At 37.7% G+C, this 21547-nt stretch carries 18 protein-coding genes; 13 read left to right on the forward strand and 5 right to left on the reverse strand.

What is annotated here, in order from left to right:
• The first annotated feature begins 24 nt into the window (after nucleotides 1–24).
• The 3 genes from aspA (at nucleotide 25) to BUA72_RS08810 (ending at nucleotide 3496) form a co-directional block, all read left to right on the forward strand.
• The gene (gene aspA, locus BUA72_RS08800; RefSeq protein ID WP_072922640.1) at nucleotides 25–1425 is read left to right on the forward strand and encodes an aspartate ammonia-lyase; all 1401 of its coding nucleotides are present in this window, start codon (nucleotides 25–27) and stop codon (nucleotides 1423–1425) included.
• Nucleotides 1426–1501: 76 nt separating this feature from the next.
• The gene (locus BUA72_RS08805; RefSeq protein ID WP_072922641.1) at nucleotides 1502–2356 is read left to right on the forward strand and encodes a glycosyltransferase family 2 protein; all 855 of its coding nucleotides are present in this window, start codon (nucleotides 1502–1504) and stop codon (nucleotides 2354–2356) included.
• A gap of 99 nt (nucleotides 2357–2455) precedes the next feature.
• Nucleotides 2456–3496 carry a hypothetical protein gene (locus BUA72_RS08810; protein WP_072922642.1) on the forward strand — a complete coding sequence of 347 codons (1041 nt, stop codon included), beginning with the start codon at nucleotides 2456–2458 and terminating at the stop codon, nucleotides 3494–3496.
• Between the two features lie 263 nt (nucleotides 3497–3759).
• Here BUA72_RS08810 and BUA72_RS08815 read toward each other — a convergent pair whose 3' ends face one another.
• From BUA72_RS08815 to BUA72_RS08835, 5 genes are all read right to left on the reverse strand, one after another.
• On the reverse strand, nucleotides 3760–5259 hold the full coding sequence (locus tag BUA72_RS08815) for a lipopolysaccharide biosynthesis protein (RefSeq protein ID WP_072922643.1): 1500 nt from the start codon (nucleotides 5257–5259) through the stop codon (nucleotides 3760–3762).
• A gap of 9 nt (nucleotides 5260–5268) precedes the next feature.
• A complete protein-coding gene (locus tag BUA72_RS08820) occupies nucleotides 5269–6063 on the reverse strand; it encodes an FkbM family methyltransferase (RefSeq protein WP_072922644.1) in 795 nt (264 codons plus the stop codon).
• A gap of 539 nt (nucleotides 6064–6602) precedes the next feature.
• On the reverse strand, nucleotides 6603–7430 hold the full coding sequence (locus BUA72_RS08825; RefSeq protein WP_072923141.1) for an N-acetylmuramidase domain-containing protein: 828 nt from the start codon (nucleotides 7428–7430) through the stop codon (nucleotides 6603–6605).
• A gap of 177 nt (nucleotides 7431–7607) precedes the next feature.
• On the reverse strand, nucleotides 7608–9503 hold the full coding sequence (locus BUA72_RS08830; protein ID WP_072922645.1) for a hypothetical protein: 1896 nt from the start codon (nucleotides 9501–9503) through the stop codon (nucleotides 7608–7610).
• A 228-nt stretch (nucleotides 9504–9731) separates the two neighbouring features.
• Nucleotides 9732–11333, reverse strand: coding sequence for a hypothetical protein (locus tag BUA72_RS08835; protein WP_139259577.1), 1602 nt, complete (start codon nucleotides 11331–11333; stop codon nucleotides 9732–9734).
• 390 nt (nucleotides 11334–11723) lie between these two features.
• On the opposite strand from BUA72_RS08835, the gene BUA72_RS08845 reads away from it, so the two are divergent.
• From BUA72_RS08845 to BUA72_RS08890, 10 genes are all read left to right on the forward strand, one after another.
• Complete coding sequence (locus BUA72_RS08845; protein ID WP_072922647.1) at nucleotides 11724–12569, forward strand: energy transducer TonB; 846 nt, start codon at nucleotides 11724–11726, stop codon at nucleotides 12567–12569.
• 164 nt (nucleotides 12570–12733) lie between these two features.
• Nucleotides 12734–13507: a ParA family protein gene (locus tag BUA72_RS08850; protein WP_034730090.1), complete on the forward strand. Its 774-nt coding sequence runs from the start codon at nucleotides 12734–12736 to the stop codon at nucleotides 13505–13507.
• Nucleotides 13508–13576: 69 nt separating this feature from the next.
• Nucleotides 13577–14467: a ParB/RepB/Spo0J family partition protein gene (locus tag BUA72_RS08855; RefSeq protein ID WP_034730087.1), complete on the forward strand. Its 891-nt coding sequence runs from the start codon at nucleotides 13577–13579 to the stop codon at nucleotides 14465–14467.
• Complete coding sequence (locus BUA72_RS08860; RefSeq protein WP_072922648.1) at nucleotides 14467–15126, forward strand: DUF5683 domain-containing protein; 660 nt, start codon at nucleotides 14467–14469, stop codon at nucleotides 15124–15126. Before BUA72_RS08855 ends, BUA72_RS08860 begins: the two co-directional genes overlap by 1 nt.
• 66 nt (nucleotides 15127–15192) lie before the next feature.
• Complete coding sequence (gene dapB / locus BUA72_RS08865; RefSeq protein WP_072922649.1) at nucleotides 15193–15894, forward strand: 4-hydroxy-tetrahydrodipicolinate reductase; 702 nt, start codon at nucleotides 15193–15195, stop codon at nucleotides 15892–15894.
• A 135-nt stretch (nucleotides 15895–16029) separates the two neighbouring features.
• On the forward strand, nucleotides 16030–17676 hold the full coding sequence (gene lepB, locus BUA72_RS08870) for a signal peptidase I (protein ID WP_072922650.1): 1647 nt from the start codon (nucleotides 16030–16032) through the stop codon (nucleotides 17674–17676).
• 61 nt (nucleotides 17677–17737) lie between these two features.
• Entirely contained in the window at nucleotides 17738–18361 is a 624-nt protein-coding gene (locus BUA72_RS08875; RefSeq protein WP_175548894.1) for a WbqC family protein, read from the forward strand.
• An 85-nt stretch (nucleotides 18362–18446) separates the two neighbouring features.
• Nucleotides 18447–20129: a S8 family serine peptidase gene (locus BUA72_RS08880; protein ID WP_072922651.1), complete on the forward strand. Its 1683-nt coding sequence runs from the start codon at nucleotides 18447–18449 to the stop codon at nucleotides 20127–20129.
• Between the two features lie 125 nt (nucleotides 20130–20254).
• A complete protein-coding gene (locus tag BUA72_RS08885) occupies nucleotides 20255–20746 on the forward strand; it encodes a lipocalin family protein (protein ID WP_034730073.1) in 492 nt (163 codons plus the stop codon).
• Nucleotides 20747–20771: 25 nt separating this feature from the next.
• Nucleotides 20772–21461 (forward strand): YiaD family glycine zipper/OmpA-like lipoprotein, encoded by a 690-nt coding sequence (locus BUA72_RS08890; protein WP_047456264.1) that lies wholly within the window; start codon nucleotides 20772–20774, stop codon nucleotides 21459–21461.
• Nucleotides 21462–21547 lie beyond the last annotated feature (86 nt).

Raw genomic sequence — 21547 nt, forward strand, 5'->3', positions numbered from 1 at the left:
TAAAAAACAGTTAAAATATCTGTAATGGAAAATTTCAGAAAAGAGAGTGATCTGTTAGGCGAATTGAATGTGCCTGCAGACGCATATTACGGGGTACAGACGCAGAGAGCGATCGATAATTTCAAGATTTCAGGACAGCTTCTGTCTTCATATCCGGATTTTATCAAAGGTTTGGCTTTCGTGAAAAAGGCGGCGGCAAAAACCAATTATGAATTGGGTCTGCTTGATGAAAATCTTTATTTCAAAATTGCGGAAGCGTGTGATGAAATTGTAGCAGGGAAGTACCACGAGCAGTTTCCTGTGGACATGATCCAGGGAGGAGCAGGAACTTCGATCAATATGAATGCGAATGAAGTAATTGCCAATATCGTTTTAGAAAAATTAGGAAAAAATAAAGGCGAGTACGAATTCTGTTCACCGAATGACCATATCAACCTTTCCCAATCGACCAACGATGCTTATCCTACAGCCATCAAAATGGGATTATTGCACATGAATATCGGACTTGTGGAAAGACTGGAGAAAATCGTTGCCGCTTTCCGTGCGAAAGGGGAAGAGTTTCATGATGTCATCAAAATGGGCCGTACCCAGCTTCAGGATGCTGTTCCCATGACTTTGGGGCAGGAATTTGAAGCCTATGCCGCCACTTTAGAAGAAGATATTTCTAAATTAAATAACAATGCCGATTTATTTGTAGAAGTAAATATGGGCGCTACAGCTATCGGGACAGGATTGAATGCTCCTGTAGGTTATGCTACACTTTGTGCAAAAAACCTGGCTCAGATTACGGGTTTCCCGGTTATTTCCGCACCCAACCTTGTTGAAGCAACACCGGATACAGGTTCTTATGTGATCTATTCTTCCGCTACAAAACGTCTTGCTGTAAAGCTTTCAAAGATCTGTAATGATCTGAGACTTCTTTCTTCAGGTCCTAGAGCCGGATTATTTGAAATCAACCTTCCGCCAATGCAGCCGGGATCATCCATTATGCCAGGAAAAGTAAACCCTGTTATTCCGGAAGTAGTGAATCAGGTATGTTTTAAAGTATTTGGAAATGATCTTACCGTGACTTTTGCGGCAGAAGCAGGACAATTACAGCTTAACGTAATGGAGCCGGTGCTTTCTCACGCGATCATGGAGAACATCAATTTCCTTTGCAATGCTTTGGATACGCTTCGTGAAAAGTGTGTAGTAGGAATTACAGCCAACAAAGAGATCTGCCTGAACATGGTAAAACACAGCATCGGTATCGTAACGGCTCTTAACCCTTACATTGGGTACAAAAAGTCTACAGAGATCGCTAAAGAAGCTCTGGAGACCGGAAACAGCGTTTACAATCTGGTTCTGCAGAAGGGAGTTCTTTCCCAGGAAAAATTAGATGAAATTCTTGATCCTAAAAATATGCTGAAACCGCACAACAAATAAAATAATATAAGCGATAATTGATCCGTCTATCATTGATCAATTATCGCTTATCATTCATCATTTATAAATTCTAAGCTTGAGGTTTTTAATCATCATTCCTGCCCATAACGAAGAAGAAAATCTTCCTTTCACTCTGGATTCTTTACAGCAGCAAAGTTTTAAGGATTTCAGAACAGTGATTGTTAATGACGGTTCTACAGACAGAACGGCGGAAGTAATCAGTAAATATACGGATCACGATTCCCGTTTTGAAACCGTAAATCTTCAGAAATCAGCACACCAACCGGGTTCTAAAGTGGTCAATGCCTTCAAAAACGGTCTGAAAACTCAAAATACAGACGAATTTGATATCATCTGTAAATTTGATGCAGACATTATCCTTCCTGAACATTATCTTGAAACAATAGAAAAAGCCTTTAAAAACAATCCAGAATACGGACTTGTCGGAGGATTGCTTTATGTAGAGAAGGACGGAAACTGGGTGTATGAAGGAAATTCCAATAAACACCATGTGAGAGGCCCTATGAAGGCTTATCGTAAGGAGTGTTTTGTACAGATCGGAGGTTTGAGAGAAACGCTGGGTTGGGATAATATTGATTCCATTTTGCTGGAAAATCTGGGCTGGAAAGAAGTTGTTCTTCCTGAACTTCAGGTGAAACTGATCAAGGTGAAAGGAGCGGATTATACCATCAGACCGGCAGATTATTACGGTAGATATTTTTACTTTTTAGGACTGAACAGATTTCTGGCTTATATTGCGTCTTCAAAGGAAGCTGCGAAAAGTAAATCCATTTCTTTTTTCTTTAATATAATCAAAGCTTACGAAGCCTGCAAAACAGCAAAACTGGAACTGAAAATCTCAAAAGAAGAGCAAAAAGTCATCAACGGCAAACGCTGGAAAACACTAAAGAAAAAATGGCTGAAAATATAATAAATACAGATTAAAACCCAGTCAAACCTTTTACCTTTGCTAATCCCTAATCCCTAATCCCTAATCCCTAATCCCTAATCCCTAATCCCTAATCCCTAATTGAAAAAAATCGCCTACATAGAAATAGACACCCACGCAGAAATTGCACAGGCTTTCATGAATATCATGAAGGATTCTTCTGATTTTAATGTAGATTATTATTTTTCAAAGAAGATCAAGGATCTGGTGGAGGAGAATGATGAAACGGTGTTTTTATCTGACGGTTCTATGATTTTAGAGCAGCTGAAGTTAAAAAAATACGATCTTATCATTATTGGGACGGTTCACCGGTATTTCAACACCTTTCATGCATTGGTTCAAAAGTATAATGCATCGGTGATTGTTCATAATATCAATTTTTCAACGGCTTCCAAGGGGGCTTTGATGAAAAGTATTTTCAAAGGAGATCTTATTTACAGACTTAAACTTTGGTGGAAAGAAGGTTTATTTTATACCGGAAAAACGTATCGCAATGCTAAAAGTTTAATGGTATTGGATGAAGAACTTTCCTCAGATATGTATCAGTTTCTGCCTGTTTTTTACAGCGAAAATTTTGAAAAGCAGGAAAATGAAGCCCTGACAGTTGTGATTCCGGGAGGTGTCTCTCAGAAGAGGAGGGATTATGATCATGTTTTTAAAACCATTCAGAATTTAAAAACCGAAGAGAAATATGAGTTTATATTTCTTGGAAAAGCTAAAGATGATGAGCTGAAAAAGCTTGAAAAATTAGCAAAAAAACTTCCCGAAAACATCTCTGTACAATATTTTTCAGACAGAGTTTCCAATCATGATTTCGAAGAAGGGATGCAGAAAGCAGATGTTTTGTGGTGTCCGATTCAGCAGAAAACTGAATTTTTCAGCAGAGAAGAAATTTATGGCCTGACCAAAATGACCGGAAACCTTGGAGATGCCATCAAATATGGCAAAACAGCTGTTTTTCCTAAGGATTATCCTTCGAAACTGGAGTTTATCATTCCTGAGGCGGAAAATATTTTAGAGCAGTTTAAAACGCTTAAAAACGGTCGTTTCGATTTCCAGAAAGAATACAACAAAAAGTCTGTATTGAAAAAGCTGGAAGATGTTCTTTTGGGCTTGATTTAGAAGATTTCAGATTTCAGATATCAGACGTCAGACATGAGACTTTAGGTTAAGACTGGGATTGAAAAACGTCAATGGTGAATTTTGCTTCGCAAGTGAATGGTGAATTTTGAGAGAAAGAATCAAGAAACAAGACTTTAGATACCAGATACCAGATGTCAGACATCAGATTTCAGACATTATTATCAACCAGCAACTGCCAACTAGCAACTTTCTACACCCATAAACCTTAAAACACTCAAGCTCTCCAACCCCGCATCCCGTCCTTATTTAAATTTAAAAATACTTTTGATAAAATTGACATTCAGATAATTCTCGAGTGGGAATACTTTGGTGAAATAATTTCCGATGTAGATCAGGATCAAAACGACAGCCGGTTTGTAAACCAGGTTGATGAAATTATTGTTGAAAGTAGGCAAAACAATTGCCACTGTAATTGCTAATGTACAAATGATGGAAACAAAAATCATCTCAATGGTCAATGGAGAAACTTTGAAGACAAAGTAATTGAACGCAATCTTGATGACATTATAAGTCGTGAGTGAAATAGCGGTAGATAAAGCAATTCCGATCAGTTTAAGATCCGTATTTTTAATGAAATAATAGTTCAGTCCTATCGTAAGTCCTGCCAGAAGAATCATGACAAGAATGTTGAATCTGTAGTATTTGGAAAGCGAAATAATATTTCCGTTAAAGCCTGTTGCGAGGTCAATTAAAACAGCAGAACCCCAGATCCATACTACGGGCTCATATTCTCTGAGCAGGGTTCCGTTTTTAGGCATAAATTCCGTCAGATAAGGAAAGCCAACCATAATGCATGAAAACAGGACAGCACCTAAAAAATATAAAGATAAAGATGTCTTTTTGTGAAACCGGTCAAGTTCCTCCATATCGCCGTCTGCCAGTGTTTTGCTGATAATCGGGGCTGAAATATTAAAAAGTCCCAGCTGAGGAATAGAAATTAATGAAATCAAAGCATACAAAACAGAGTAGATTCCAACTTCCTCCATTCCCATGAACTCTCCAATCATGAAGTTGTTGATCGCGAGATAATTACCGAAAGTTCCTAAGAATCCGAAAAAGCTGTAGGCAGCAAATTCTTTATAAAAATTATCTTTTTTAAAATAGTCTGTACTGAAATCAAGGGTAATCTTTTCCAGCTTATTGGTATAAAAAACATATCCGATAAACATTAGGAAAAACATTCCGAAGAAAAATATGAGTGCCGTTCTTTCAGGTATTGGTGAGGCTTCTGTGTATTGGGAAACCAGATAGATGAAGATCAGAAAGGCTCCAAGGTTGGCAATTTTCGGGAAGAGATTGTCGAAAATATTTGAAACGACTATTCTTTTATAGTTTGAAATGTATTTATTGAAAATAGCACAAAAAGAAAGCATTAAGGTAAGAGGGAGGATAATTTCTTTGATTTTCCAGGCTTTTGTATTCTTAAACCCCGGAAAAAAATAGGGGAGCAGGAAAAAAACACATAAAAATAAAATGAAATTAATAAGAACGGCTGCTAATGAAAGCGAAAGCATATTTTGCTTTTTTCCGTCTTTGTCTACCTTATTGAAAAATTTTACGTTGGAATAAGAAATCCCGAAAACAACAAAAGGCACGAGTATTTCAGCGGTTGGCATGATGTATCTTAACGTCCCGTAGAACTCAAGATTATTCATGAAAATAAAAATGGAACCGGTACCCAGCAGAAAGCCAATATAACCTATGATGGAATACTTGAACCCCTGTCTCGCTACTACACTCATACTGTTCTTTTAATGGTTTTTTGGCGTAAAAATAATGTTGTTGATATAGCTGGTCTTGTTTTTTTCATCGTTCGTGTTGTGTAGTAAAATCTCTTCCGTAAGAAGTTCCAGCTCAAAACTGTCACGGTTAAGATATTTGGCTTCATATCCCCAGGTTTTTACTTCAGAAATATCATTCCAGATGGGATTTTCGTGGTGTCTCTGTTCCATTTCGACCATTAATGTCGGAAGAAACCGTTTGATGATTTCTTTGGCACCGGACAAGGTCTTCATTTCATTGCCTTCCACATCTATTTTAATGAAATCCAGTCTGTCGAAATGTTCTATGGCAGCCCATTCATCCAGCTTGATTACTTTTACCTTTTCGGTGTAGCTTTTCTCTTCGCCCTTTTCTTTGTATGTGGTGTTCAAAGTCCCGCGGGAAGCGATTTGTCTGCCATTGATGATCGGAACCTTAAATTCAGCGGTCGTGTTTTCGTCAGAAAGGGCTAAAGGAAATATCCTCATCCCTGGAAAAAGCCTTTTCAGACGTCGGTAAAGCTTTTTGTTGGGTTCAAAACCATAAATGTGCTCATGGTTCAGTTTGTTTTCCAGTTGATAAAGAAAAGTTCCAACATTCGCTCCGATGTCCAGTATTACAGCATTTTTAGGAAGGTATTCCTTGATCCATACCAGTTCCGGTTCTACATTCCGCGCCGAAAAATTACTTTTTGTAAGATTGTTTAAATTCTTAAAATATCTTTTCTTGTAAAAACCCGGACTTATATATTGTAGTTTTTCTGCAATTGTTTGGTATAAAGACATCCTTAGTTGTTTGACGAAAAGCAAAGATAAGCAAAAATGTTAAACTGATGTTAAAAAATAATAAATATAACCAATTGGTTATCAATTTATAACTTTTAAGTTGTATTTTATAAAAAATTGAATTTTAGAACATTGACGGTTTGCCATAAAGACGATTCCTGAAAAAGATATTCTGAAATAGGATTTCACCTGATTGATGATAAAATGAAGGCTTGTTTAAATTTATAATCACGATGATGACAAATCCACAGATTTACAAAAAGGTTTTTTTGACCACAAAAGCCACAAAAGTTTTTAACACTTCAGTTATTTAAAGTCTAAATGTCTTGCGCATGAAAAGTTCACATAAGTTTTGGAAAAATCAAGATTTTTGTACAATACTATCCATAAACATCTGTGAAAATCTGTGGAATCTGTGGTTGAAAAATTCAACTGCAAAAGTGACAAAATTAAAATTCCCACAGCTCACAGCTCCAAAAGCAATAAATTACTCCTGAAATCAATGCACCTGCGGGAACTTTAAAAATAAAACTCCTTATTTAGTTTTGAGAATATTTAGCATAAGCCTTGGCTAGTTTTTCATCATATTTATTTTGCCTGTAGCCGGCTCCATTATAGAGTTTGGCAAAACCTGCCCAGTTTTTATTTCTGAGATGAGCCAGACAATTATTTTTCTCCAGAAATTTTCCAAAAGCTTTCAAATGCTCACCTTCATTGATTTCCATTTGTGAAACGAAATGCTGAACATCCGTATAGCCTAAGTTTTTAGCATGATAACCCATAATCTGAAAACTTCCCCACGATGCAGAAGATAAGGCAGCCTCTTCGAAGTTCGGACTGTTGTCAAGGCTGATCGCTTCATTAAGCCGGTCATATTCTTTCACGCCTCCCTGATAATAGGCTCTCGTCCATTTTGGATAAAGGACATTCTGGCTGTTTGAATTGTAATAAGAATTAGGGTCAATGCCTCTTTTCTTGAGTTCGCTCCAGAAAACATGACCTTCAAACAGAATTTTTGGCTTATTGTTGATTAAAAAACCTTTTCCGCTGCTTTCAATTTCATTTACCGCTTTTACAGCAGCTAATTCCAGATTGTATTCTTCAGCAAAATTAATAAGATCACTTTCTTTCAGGAATTTATCAGTCTGGCTGACTGGTCTTTCATCTTTTTCAAAGAGAACGGCCCAGGTTTTTACGCCAACGATTCCGTCTACGACCAAACCGTTTTTGCTTTGAAAATCCTTCACCGCTTCATCGACTTCCAAAGTGAATGAATCTGAAATCTTAATGCTGTATCCCAGTTGATAAAGGATCTCACATAGTGTTAGTACTTCCGGTGCTTTTGTATAATATTTTAAAAGTTTCATGACAATAGTTTTTATTAAATAGTGAATTGTGAATTGTGAATTGTGAATTGTGAATTGTGAATTGTGAATTGTGAATTTTTTATGATAGACCTCAATAATCTCATTCTCATCCTTAATCTTAGTCTTAACCTCAGTCTGATATCTGACGTCTGATATCTGATATCTGAAGTCTGTCATCTAATTAACCGGTATCCTCGGCATCTTCTCACAAATCATCCCGATCAGGAAAAAAGATTTAAATTTCACTTCCTCCCTTTGAAGTTTATATTCCAAATTGAGAGGCATAGCGCTGGTGACACTGAAATTCTGATTTAATATCGCATAATCATCGATTCTCAGTTCGATACTGTAATCCCCGAGAGGAATTAATTGGTTGATCATCCCTGTTTCATTGCTTTCGATCTCAAAAATCCGGTTGTTATTGGTTCCTTTGATAGAAATACCGCATTTATAGATCGGTTCATTATTGATCTTATCTAAAATCCTGAACTGTACAACAGCTCCGGCAGGCGGTAGCGGAACAGGAATGGGAATTGGTGTCGGAGTAGGAATCGGCGTAGGAGTCGGTGTCGGTATTGTAGGGAATTTAGGTCCCCAGGAACCCCAGGGTACTTTGATGGGGTTGGCTGGCTGGGGAGTATGCTGTACCGGACTGGCTCCGTGAGGAACAGGATTGAGGGGTTGTAAGTTTTTAATATTATTGATGATGTTTCCCATATTAGTCTTACCCGCGAAAGATGCATTGACCGTTGTTTTCATTGCCTCTACCGGCTCCGGTTCTACAGCTGTTTTAGCATTGAAGCTGTTGACTACTGTTGCTTTTTGGGTTCCTGTAATTGCTGTTTTTCTAGCCATATAACTTAATTGATCGGACTTGATGGTTTTTACATTAGTGATCGCTTTCAGGAACTTCTGATTATTATTTTTATTCACAAAAACCTGCTGCTTCATCACCATCGGCCCGAAATAAACCAGCTGTTCCGCATTGCTTACACTGGCGTTGATTATTGACGGATCTAAAATCACTTTCAGATTTTTAATCAGAATCATGGTTTTTGGATAGGCGGGAAGCTTGAAATCGTTGGAAATTGTCTGCCCGTCTGATATTTTTTTAGGCTCTTTCCATTCAAAATAATTGGAAAGCATGAAATTTTTATTGAACCAGTTTCTTTTTAAATGAACAAAAGAATAATCCACTTCTACAGCCTGAATCATACTTTCATCATAATCAATAGATAATATTTCAGAAGGAATATTCTCATTGCTGTTTTTCGCTTCGGAATGAAGTCCCTCCAGTTCAGATTTTTCAATACGCATGCTGTTCCATCCGGATTCATTCTCCATAAAATCATAAGGAATGAAATTGATATCATGAATAGAGGAATTACTAATCACATCTGTCTTCTCAGCAGCTTCAAAAGTATGTTTTGCATTCTGTGCCATGGCGAGATAGAGATCAGCGTCAGATGATTTGTTAATTCTTGTCAGTTCCTTTTCAATCGTGTCTTTACTGCCTTTCACCTTCCATTCAGAAAAAGCGAGTTCTTTTAAATTGTTCAGGGTTATGAGCCTGTCGTTCCAGTTACTTTTTTCTTCCTCGGTATCAAGTCCGTCAAATAGCAAAAGATGATCAGTCACTTTATTTACGGTATCTTCAAATAACACTCTATATTTTTTGTAAGCTTTAAATTCCTTTGTATCGCTGTTTTTGGCATCAAATAAAACGGTGCTTTTATTGTCGAGAACTTTGTCCAGATTTTCCTCCAGGTTTTTCAGATTGTTTTTGTCCAGAATATCCCTGTAAATATCAAACAGAGAATTGTTCGGGTTCAGATCCCAGAAATTGGGTGAGATAGGAACTGAATTAAGTTCATAGGCTACATTCTGCTTTTTAATAATCGAAAGCGCCTTTTTTTGTTCATCGTTCAACAGGCTCTGAGGTTTCAGAAGTTCCAGTTCCTCATTGTCATAGATTCTAAGCGATGGACAAATCATTGGCAGATCATTCTCCATCGAACTTTGCGACATATAAATGTTTTTAAGCTTCTGGTAGACGGCTACAAAATATTTCATGGGTATAGTTTTTAGTTTAGGTGAATAACCGGCAGAAAAAACTTCTGCCGGCTATTCTTATTGAGAAGGATATATGAAGTTATAAGATAGGAAGAGGGAAGAAGGGAGGCTGGAAGTCAGTATTGTATATTCATCTTGTAATAGTTTTCAAAAATTAATTAAAACTATACCATGAATGAATTTTGGCACTAATAACTTCTTTCTTCCAGCTTCAGACTTCCTTTCTGCTTATGATTTCCCGTCTGCCCATTTCTTGATCTCCGGATTTGGGTTGGGAGATTTTGGTACAATGTGACATTTGTAACCGATAATGTAAATTCCTGTTGAAGTCAGCTTTTTGCCTTCCCATTCATAGCTGGATTTTACATTTTGGTTGTCGTAGCTATAGTTTCCTCCGATTACGAAAGGTCCTATTCCTACAGCACCACCTGCTGAAACTGACTTTTTAGCTTCCGTATACGCAGAACTGCTGTCCTTAAAGTTGAATGAAACATCTTTTGCGATAATCAGTTCAGTAATGATAGATGGCATTAATCCTTTACCTTTTCCGTCGCTGATCATGTCGCCGTTCAAAGTTTGTGGAGACTGTTCGTGAAGCTTCCAGTATTTGGATTCGATAAACTGTTGATTGAACCAGCCTCTTTCCACTCTTACCTTTCCAATTTTGAAAGAGATATCCATGCTGGTATAATCAGAGTTGATCTGTGTTTTCTCATCTTTCCCTCCGGCTTTTGCCCCGATGGAGAAAAGTCCCATGCTGAAACCGCCTGCAGCTCCCCAGTTATGAATGGTTTTAGAATAGTCGTAATTGGCTTTCCCTTGTGAGATAGAGATTTCAGGCCATCCTTTTGATTCTCTTAATGCATTGGCTGCTACGGGAATACATGGAGAATAATTCGTGTAATCTAAAATTCTGGTTCTCTGGCTGTTTCTGAATTCTGCCTGGATTCTTTTCTTGATCACAAGCATATGTTTTTCTTCAATTTCGCTCAGATAATTTTGAATTCTTTCTACAGCTTCCTTGTATCCTAAAGACTGCCATGCTTTTAAAGAGGCCTCTTCACGTTTTTTCATGTTTTTTCCGTCGATGGAAACTTTAGCCATTGCATCAGGATCTCCGTTATCAGCAGCTGTTCTGATTTCGTTGTTGGCATCTACAATATCATAATACTTCATCTGGTACTCTACATATTTAGCATAAGTAGGCGCTACAAAAGTGTGGATCAGTTCAGGCTTGTTAAAGTCGTCTACCGGAGCATTCTCATCAAAATCAGGATTTTTCACCTTTTTGATTTTGAATAATTTATCTCTCAGAGAATCCAGTTTTTTCTCTGTTTTTTTGTCAAAATCGGTGTCTACCACGACAGACCATTGTAATAGATCCTCGTATACTTTCGAAACTCTCTTCTGAGAATCATTCATAATGGTGATCGCTCTTCCTTTTCCGTCTGCAGTAAGTGGCGGAAGCTGAGAAGGAATAGCATCGGTCATTGCAGCGAACTGCTCCATCTGAAGATATTTTTTGAATTTACTGTTGGATAAAGCAGTCTGATAAGCTTCCATATCCACTTTCGGATTTCCGTTCGCGTCAAGAATGGGTTTTCCTGTTCCGTCCAGCATAGGTTTTGGTGAAGGGGCATCTCCGAAAAGTCCGTTCAGGGCATAATCGAAAGTATCTTCAGAAAGTGTAATCCCTACCGGATCAAAGGCGATGAAATCATCAGTTCCTAAATGTTCAGGATTTCCTCCGTTGGTTACCGTGTCATAAACCTGCTTTAAAAGCATGCTCATTAATGAATTTGTTTTGGCTTCTTGAGTTAAAGTTGGCATAATTATAAGTTTTTAAATTTTTTCTTTGCTTACTCTTTTTGGTTTTCAGCATCCTCCTTATTTTCTATGGTACAAATGTATTTCGGTTCTGAAATAAATTCAACAGTGGTTTTCCTGTTTTTTGATGTGGTTTTCACTGTTTTTAAATTTATGTTGTGTTTTTTATAAATAAAAGTGGTTTTTCTGAGGATAATAAAATGTCGGAAGGGTGGATTTTGAATAATTCCTATGAAGAAGAATGTTAAAGTTTGCATATTGTTATAATATTTTTTAAAATATTGATGTTTTGATAAAATTTTGGCAGAAGTTTTGATATCGAAACAATACTTATCGATAAGAACACCTAAAACTAATAATCACTGATTTTAACAGTTTAAATATTTAATAGTGATGAAACACCTAAACCAAAACCAGGAATTTCGTTTCAACGAAGTTCTGTTCGAGCACCGAAACAAAGAATACGGTGCCTATGCATTAAGAAATGAATCAGATAGAATATTAACCAAAGCACTTTTTGTGGGGGTGAGTTTATTGGCTGCCATTTCGATAACACCTCTTGTGATTTCGGCTTTTACGAATGGATCGTCTGTTCACGTACCTGTAGATGGCCCACCAGTAGTGATTAAACTAAAAAAAGTTGATGATCAGCCGAAACCGCCTGTAGAAATTGTAAAACCTGTACAGCCTGTTGCTCCGCCAAACGTGAAACAAGTAGATACTTCTGTGCCAACACCTAAAAGTGATGCTATAGAGCCAATTAAACAAGATAAGCCTAAAGATGCAACTCCAGGGCTGGTAGATAACCTAAAAGGAGAACCTGTAAAATCTGATAGCTATCTTCCTCCTCCTCCTGTTATTGGAACTGGTCCAGTTGTAAAGTATACTCCTCCGACAGCTCCAAAAGTAGATGATAATCATATCGCAGATCCTACAGAACTGGCTTCTGAAGCCGTATTTGCAGGAGGAATTGATTCATTCAGAAATAAAGTAATGAACAATTTTGACGGTTCAGGATTTGGAGACGATGGAGGTACTATGAAAACGGTGATCACCTTTATTGTAGAAAAAGACGGAACTATCTCAGGATTAAAAGCAAATGGCAAGGATGCTGACTTTAATAATGAAGCCATCAGAACCATTAAAAATATTAAGGGTTTATGGAAACCTGCTAAAAATAAGCAAGGGGAATCCGTAAGAAGTTATTTCAAATTTCCGATTTCGATGAACTTTGAATAGTTGATGAAAAACAAATCTTGATAGTTATCCACAAAGAATTTTTTTTGTGGATAATTTTTTTTATTGCTAAAGTGTTTATTAACAATATTTTAACTCAATTTTGAATTTCATCACTCATCGAGAGCAAAGAAAAAAGTGTATTTTTGAAACCTAAAGTTCTAATAATGGCAAAAATCATAGGTATCGCTAATCAAAAAGGAGGAGTTGGAAAAACTACCACAGCTGTAAACTTGGCGGCAGCATTGGGGGTATTGGAAAAAAGAATATTGATCATTGATGCCGATCCGCAGGCTAATGCAACCTCGGGGCTTGGTGTGGAAGACGTTCAGTATTCTACCTATAATCTTCTAGAGCACAGCGCAGATACAAGAACCTGTATCAAAAGAACCGCGACTCCCAATTTGGATATTATCCCTTCGCATATTGACCTGGTAGCAGCAGAAATTGAGCTCGTGGACAAAGAAAACCGTGAGTACATGCTGAAAAAAGCATTGGCGGAAGTGAGAGATGATTATGACTATATCATCATCGATTGTGCACCGAGTTTAGGACTTATTACAGTAAATGCGCTTACGGCAGCAGATTCTGTGATCATCCCGATTCAGTGTGAGTATTTCGCATTGGAAGGGTTAGGAAAGCTTTTGAACACAGTAAAAAATGTACAGAAGATCCACAACAAAGATTTGGGTATCGAAGGTCTTCTTCTTACCATGTACGACAGCCGATTGAGATTATCCAATCAGGTAGTGGAAGAAGTGAATTCTCATTTCCCGGACATGGTTTTTGAAACCATTATCAGCAGAAATGTAAGATTAAGTGAAGCACCTAGTTTTGGTGAAAGTATCCTGAACTACGATGCAGAAAGTAAAGGTGCTATCCAGTACATTCAGCTAGCAGAAGAAGTTTTGCTGAAGAACGAAAATTTAGTAAAAAATTAATTTAATAATAAATGGATCCTAAGTGAATGCACATCATCACTTATTAATTATCATTTATCAATTATATCTATGAAGGACAAAAAAAGAGCTATGGGACGTGGTTTGGGCGCTATTCTAAGTGCTGAATCCAAAGCGAGTATCAACTCCGCTACCGATGAAGGAGCAGATAAGTTTGTAGGAAATATCGTAGAGGTAGCTCTGGAAGATATTTATCCGAATCCGACCCAGCCGAGAACTTATTTTGATGAAAAAGCATTAAACGAACTTGCCCTGTCGATCACAAACTTAGGGGTAATCCAACCGGTTACTTTAAGAAAAGACGGCGAGAAATTCGAGATCATATCAGGGGAAAGACGTTACCGTGCCAGTAAAATTGCCGGGCTTCCGACGATTCCTGCCTATATCCGTTTAGTGAATGACCAGGAGCTTCTGGAAATGGCTCTTGTTGAAAATATTCAGAGAGAAGATCTGGATGCTATCGAGATCGCTTTGACTTACCAGAGACTTTTGGATGAGATTGGTCTTACTCAGGAAAACCTGAGCCAGAGAGTAGGGAAGGACAGAAGTACCATTACCAACTCAATCAGACTATTGAGATTGAATCCGGATATTCAGAACGCGATCAGAAGTGGTGAAATCTCTGCCGGACACGGAAGAGCCATCATCAGTCTTGAAAGTGAAGAGCATCAGCAGATTCTATTTGATCTGATCATCAAAGAAAAACTCAATGTGCGTCAGGCTGAACAGGCTGCCACCGCATTGAAAAACCCTAAATCACCGGCAGCGAAAAAAATAAATGCTGAGCTTTCCAACAACTTTAAGAGAGCCCAGAAAACGATCGCTGATATTTTAGACGTAAAAGTAGAGATCAAAACCTCCGGAAACGGTAAAAAAGGTAAAATAGTCCTGGACTTCAAAAATGAAGAAGAACTGGAGTATATTTTATCCCATATTAAATAATGAAGAAAATATTTTTCACATTTTTTTTGTGCACTTTTGCTTTCGCTTATTCGCAGGTAGTTCCTGGCGATACAGTTCGTATGGGACCTCTTCCTAAAGACAGTGTTGCGGTGATCACTAAGCCTTCAAAGCCGGCAAAACCTGTGAAAACAGAAGCTAAGATCATAGAAGATCTTGAAAATGCAAACGGACCCACAAAAAAAACCATCAAACTGAACCCAACAAGAGCCGGACTGTATTCTGCAGTGTTTCCGGGGCTTGGGCAGTATTACAACAAAAGGTACATTAAAATTCCTATTGTATGGGGTGCTGTAGGAGCCGGTATTGGATATACCATCTGGAGTAATAATCAATACAAGAAATACCGGGAATATTATGTAGCCAAGCTTAACGGAACACCTAATGAGTTTGTGGACAGCCACCCATGGCTGGATAAAAAAGCTTTTGGAAATGCCCAGGACAGATATAAAAGACAGCGTGATTACGCGATTGCCATCACAGGTCTTATTTACATTCTGAACATTGTGGATGCCGTGGTAGATGCCCATCTTTACGAGAGCCGGCATGACCCGGATCTTAGTTTTGCGCCTACCGTAATTCAGGATCAGTATGGATATTCTACTCCGAAAACAGGTTTAAGTTTAAGTTATAGATTTTAAAACAGAATTGTAATAAAGTTGATATGAGCCGAAGGGCTGATACCATCATCATAAATAAGATATCACATGAGAATAGCATTAGTTGGATACGGTAAAATGGGGAAGATCATTGATGAGATCGCACAGAAAAGAGGTCACGAAATCGTTGCCCGCCTGAAAGAAACTCCAACCGCTGAAAATCTTAATAATCCTGACGTAGCGATCGAATTTTCATTACCGGAAGTGGCTTATGATAATATCAAAGCATGTCTTGAACATAAAATTCCTGTAATCTGCGGAACTACAGGTTGGCTGGAGAAAAAAGAAGAAGTTGAAAACTTGGCTGTAGACAACGACAGCGCGTTTTTATATGGTTCCAATTTTAGTTTAGGTGTCAATCTGTTTTTTGCCCTGAACGAAAAAGTAGCCGATATCATGAAAAATGTGGATGAATACTCCTGCCAACTGGAAGAAATTCACCACGTCCACAAAAAAGATGCTCCCAGCGGAACGGCAATTTCCATTGCTGAAGGAATCATCAAAAATAATCCTAAATTTAACGCGTGGAAACTGGAAGAAACCCAAGGCAAAGAATTGGGAATATTCGCCATCCGTGAAGATGAAGTTCCGGGAACCCACAGCGTTTATTATAAAAGTGAAGTAGATGAAATTGAAATTAAGCATACTGCCTTCAACAGAAACGGGTTTGCACTCGGAGCTGTAGTCGCTGCAGAATGGATTAAAGATAAAAAAGGAAACTTCACCATGAAAGACGTTTTGGGGCTTTAATTTGTAACAAATTCTTTAAATTGCAGACCAATACAAGGGAAATGATGAATAGTAAATTATAAATAGCAGAACGCTGTAATCATTTATTATTCATCATTTATCATTTATATATTTAGAATAGGCACAGAAAAAACTATGAATTATTTTTTAACTTACACAGTATATGTTCTCATTTTGTCTGTACTGATGGGGATTTCCACTTGGAAACTGTTCAAAAAAATGGGGCACAGTCCCTTATTTGCATTTATACCTTTCTATAATTATTTCATTATTTTAAAGGAAACAGACCATCCGAAATGGTGGGCAATCCTGTCCTATCTTCCGATAGTAGGGCCTATTATGATGTCTGTTTTCCATATCTATCTGATGAAGAAATTTGGAAAGACCCTGTTTCAGCACCAGCTTCTTACCGTGATCCTGCCGTTTATCTATATGGCTACGGTGAACTATTCTAAAGATGCAGAAGTAGAAGATGTAAATGCCAACGACCTTTTCATTACCGATGAAGAGAAAAGTGCAAAAAAGAAAGATACTTTCATGGGGTCTATTACTTTTGCCGTAGTTTTTGCAACCATCATCCACGTTTTTGTAACGCAGCCGTTCGGGATTCCTACAGGATCCATGGAAAGAACACTTCTTGTAGGTGACTTCCTTTTTGTGAACAAATGGAGCTACGGATACAGAATGCCAATGCGTCCTGTGGCTATACCATTCCTTCAGGGAACCATTATGGATACAGGTCAGAAAGGAAATCCGAAAGATGATCCAAAATCATATGTTGATGGCATAAAACTTCCTTATACAAGAATTTTCGAGTTCGGAAAGCCTCAGAAAAATGATGTGGTTGTTTTCAACTATCCAAGAGATTCCGTGCATACAGCAATTGATAGAAAAGATCCTTATGTTAAAAGATGTGTGGCTGTAGCAGGTGATACTTTTGAAATGAGAGCCGGAAGACTTTTCGTCAATGGTAAACCAGAAACGGTTTTAGGTGACCAGGAAGTTCAGCACAGATATATTGTGAATACAGGCAGTCAGCTTGATATTCCAGGACTATATAATACCTACGGATTCTTACCGGTACAGGAGATTCAGGGAGAGAAAGGATATATTTATGCTTTCCAGGGACTGACAGACAAAACGGCTAAAGAAATCAAGCAGCTTCCTCAGGTTATAGACATGAAAGAAGATGTTACACCAAAAGGTGAAGCAGCGGTATATTACAGAGACGAAGCCAAAACAAAAATTGATACCACACAATCTATTTTCCCGATCAACAAAGCGTGGAACCAGGATTGGTATGGACCATTAAAGATTCCTAAAAAAGGAGATGTTGTCACACTTAATCAGGAAACCTTACCGGAATACAAATGGATTATTTCTCAGTACGAACACAACCGTCTGGAAAACAAAAACGGAAAGATTTTCATCAATGGAAAAGAAACTACACAATATACGATCCAACAGGATTATTATATGATGGTAGGGGATAACAGAGATGCTTCCTTAGATGCAAGATTCTTTGGTTTCGTTCCAGAAGAAAACATTGTAGGAAAACCGATGTTTACATGGATGAGTCTTCAGGGAGCTTTCTCAGACAGCAGCTCTACGTATCAGGCTCCGTTCAAAGTACGTTGGGACAGAATGTTTAAAGCAACCAATACGGGAGAAGCCAACAAAACTTCATACTGGTGGGTTGCAGCTATTATTCTTTTACTGTTCTTCGGATGGGAATATTTCATGAAATTATTCGGAAAGAAGAAAAAGGAAGAAGAGATATAATTGAATCTAAAACTTAAAGATAGAATGAAGTATTTGAAAAAATACTTCATTTTTTAATATGATGAATATGACAAATGTATTATTGCCGGTATTTTATATGCCCCCGATTTCATGGTTTTCAGTGTTTTTAAATCCTGAGAACGAGATTGTATTTGAACAGTTTGAAAATTTTCCGAAGCAGACCTACAGAAACAGAACCAACATCTATGGGGCTAATGGAAAGCTTTCTTTAATAATCCCTATTAATCATAAAGGTAAGAGAGAATTTAAAGATACGGAGATTTCTTACAGGGAAGACTGGAGAAACCTGCACTGGAAATCTATCAAAACGGCCTATCAGAGCTCACCTTATTTTGAATACTATGAAGATAAATTCAGAAAAATATATGATCTGAATGAGAAATTTCTTCTTGATTTCAACCTGAAAGGACTGGAAGTTATACAGCAGATCCTTAAAACAGAAAAGGCACAGTCTTTGAATGAAGAATATATCAAAAATCCTGAAAGCATTAATTTCAGAGAAAAGTTCTCGGCTAAACATCCTTCTGAATTTCAGATGGAAGAATATTACCAGACCTTCTCAGATAAATTAGGATTTTTAGAGGATTTGTCAATTTTAGACCTTATTTGTAACAAAGGTCCTGAAACTCTGACTTATATAAAAAATATTAAACAATCATACTAAGATAAAATCGCCGTTAAAAGAATTCTCTGGAAAATAAACCAATGACAATGGCGATTGTATATAACTTTAAAGTAAATATCAACATATGAAAAAGGTATTATTAGCAGCTGTTTTTCTGACAGGTTTTAGTTTCTCTTATGCTCAGGAAGCTCAGGCTAAAAGCATTGATCCCAAAGAAGATAAAGATCTCATGACTTGGTATCATAAAGATTTCTCAACCTCAAAAGTATACGGAGTAAATACGGCAAACGCTTATAAATATTTAGAATCCAAAGGTCTTAAGCCTAAAACTGTGGTAGTAGGAGTTTTAGACAGTGGTGTTCAGGTAGATCACCCGGGTCTTGTGAAAAACGTATGGTCAAATCCTAACGAAGTTCCCGGAAACGGAAAAGATGACGATGGAAACGGATACATTGATGATGTACACGGCTGGAACTTTATCGGTGGGAAAAACGGTGATATTGATATCGACAATATGGAGGTGACCAGAGTTGTTGCTAAATACAAACCGGTTTTCGAAGGTGACGATTCTGCAAAAAACAAAGCGAACCAGGCGAAAATGCCGGAAGACTTTGCGATGTACATGAAGTCTAAAGAACTTTTCAACAAAAAAAGTATTGAAGCAAAACAGAATCTTCAGACTTATACAATGATCAACAGTTTGATCCCTAATATGGTAAAATTGTTGGGAGGTAAGTCTGTAACTGCTGAAACCTTACAGGGAATTAAACCTCCTACGGACCAGAAAGATGCTATCGCGGTGCAGGTTCTGGGGCAGGTTTCTCAAAGCCCGGAATTCAAAGGGAAATCTTCTGCAGATTTCGAAAAACTGATGAAAGAGCAAATGAAAGAAGCAATCGATCATTATGCACCACAATCTAAGCAGTACGATCTGAGCTATGATCCGAGAAAAGAAATTGTAGGCGATAACTATGACGATTATGCTGAAAAAATCTACGGAAACAATGACTACGAAGGACCTGATGCAGAACACGGAACACACGTTGCCGGTATTATCGCCGGTCTTCCGCAAGGCAAAGAAATACAGTATGGGGTAGCTTCTAAAGTAGCTAAAATCATGTCTGTAAGAACCGTTCCAAACGGAGATGAAAGAGATAAAGATGTAGCCAACGCGATCAGATATGCCGTGGACAACGGAGCTAAAGTGTTAAATATGAGTTTCGGGAAGCCAGTTTCTCCAGGGAAAAATGTAGTTTGGGATGCTTTTAAATATGCTGAAGACAAAGGAGTTCTTTTGGTGAAAGCAGCAGGTAACGAAAATGAAGATGTTGCAGAACACCTTGCATTCCCTACGAACTTTAAAAATGTTACAGATGAGAAGCCTTTTGTAACTAACGTATTGGTAGTAGGAGCCAGCACCAACAGAAATAACGAACTGCGAGCAGATTTCTCCAATTACAACAAGAAAATGGTTAACGTTTTCGCACCAGGAGAAGAAATCTATTCTACAGTACCTAAAAACGAATATAAATATCTTCAGGGAACTTCTATGGCATCGCCTGTAGTAGCAGGAGCAGCAGCCGTATTATTGGCTTATATGCCCAACCTTAAACCTGATCAGATCATTGAAGCGCTTGTAAAGAGCAGCAATCTGAGCTCAGAGAACAAATTTCCGGAGTATTCTCAGGCCGGAGGGGTTATCGATCTTCAGAAAGCAGCTGAATATGCTTACACGAATTTCTACAACGGAAAATCTTCACCATCGAAGAAGCCTGCGAAATCCGTAAAAAAGGCTGTTAAAAAATAATATATCTCCCTGTATATAAGGAGAAACCATTTAAAGTCCGAAATTTTCGGACTTTTTTTATTTTTATTTTTCAATTTGGCACGGTTTTTTGTAACTTTATAAGTAACAAAATAATAAACAACAAAATGAAAAAGTTACTACTTGCAGGGATGATTGGAACATCACTTTTTGCAGTGTCTTGTTCCTCAGTGAAAAAAGCAGAAACATCACAAAACCAAAGAGTTGAATATCTTAAATTAAAAGGCGACTGGCAGATTGTCAGCGTTGATTATGAAAAAGGATTCAAGATCAAGCCTTTTGACGAAGGTGCAGATGCTCAGTGTTTTGTAGGAAGCCATTGGAGATTAATCCCAAATAATTACACCGGTGCCTACACTTTAAACGGAGGAGGAGCTTGCCCAAGCATTACTCAGCCAATCAAATTTGAAGTAAAAGACGGCAATACTTTCATGTTTAAAAAAATCGCTGAAGGAACTAAAGCTAAGCAAAATCTTGCAGGATATTCTTTAACGATTACCAACCAGTCTACAGATCAGTTCTCCCTTGTACAAAGTGTTCCATTTGATGGAAATACAGTGCAGGTTGTTTACAACTTTCAGAGAACATTCATGAAATAATTTATCAACATAAAAGATCAAAAAAATGAAATTTACTAAAACATATATAGGAGCTCTTTTCTTATCATCAGCATTATTATTAACCAGCTGTGAAGCTGTTCAGAATTCTAACCACCAGCAGAGAGGTACAGCAGTAGGTGTTGCATCTGGAGCTGTAATCGGAGGTATTTTGGGGAATAATGTAGGAAGTGGTAAAAACTCAGCTTTAGGAGCAGTATTGGGAGGTATTATCGGTGGTGTTGCAGGTAACGTGATCGGTAACAAAATGGATAAACAAGCTAAGCAGATTAAAGAAACTTTACCAGGTGCTGAAGTGGAAAGAGTAGGTGATGGTATTAAGATTACCATGAATGAAAGCATCGTAAACTTTGCTTTTGATTCTTCAAACTTAACTTCTGTTGCACAGACCAACCTAAATAAATTAGCTCAGGTTCTTGCTGACAACCCGGATACAAACATCAACATCTACGGTCATACAGACAGCAAAGGTGCAGATTCTTATAACTTATCTCTTTCTCAAAGAAGAGCAGATGCAGTAAAAGCTTACTTATCGGGAAAAGGAATCGCTTCTGCAAGAATGATGACAAAAGGTGAAGGTGAATCTATGCCTGTGGCAAGCAACGATACTGAAGAAGGAAGAGCTAAAAACAGAAGAGTAGAATTCGCTATTACAGCTAATGAGAAAATGATTAATGACGCCAAGCAAGGGCAGTAATTAATTTAATATATAAATATTTTCGTAAAAGACCGCTCCGGCGGTTTTTTTTGTATTTTTATGCTATGAATTTTGAATTTGCTATT

The sequence above is a fragment of the Chryseobacterium sp. OV279 genome (assembly GCF_900128945.1).
In the GTDB taxonomy this organism is placed as follows: Bacteria; Bacteroidota; Bacteroidia; order Flavobacteriales; family Weeksellaceae; genus Chryseobacterium.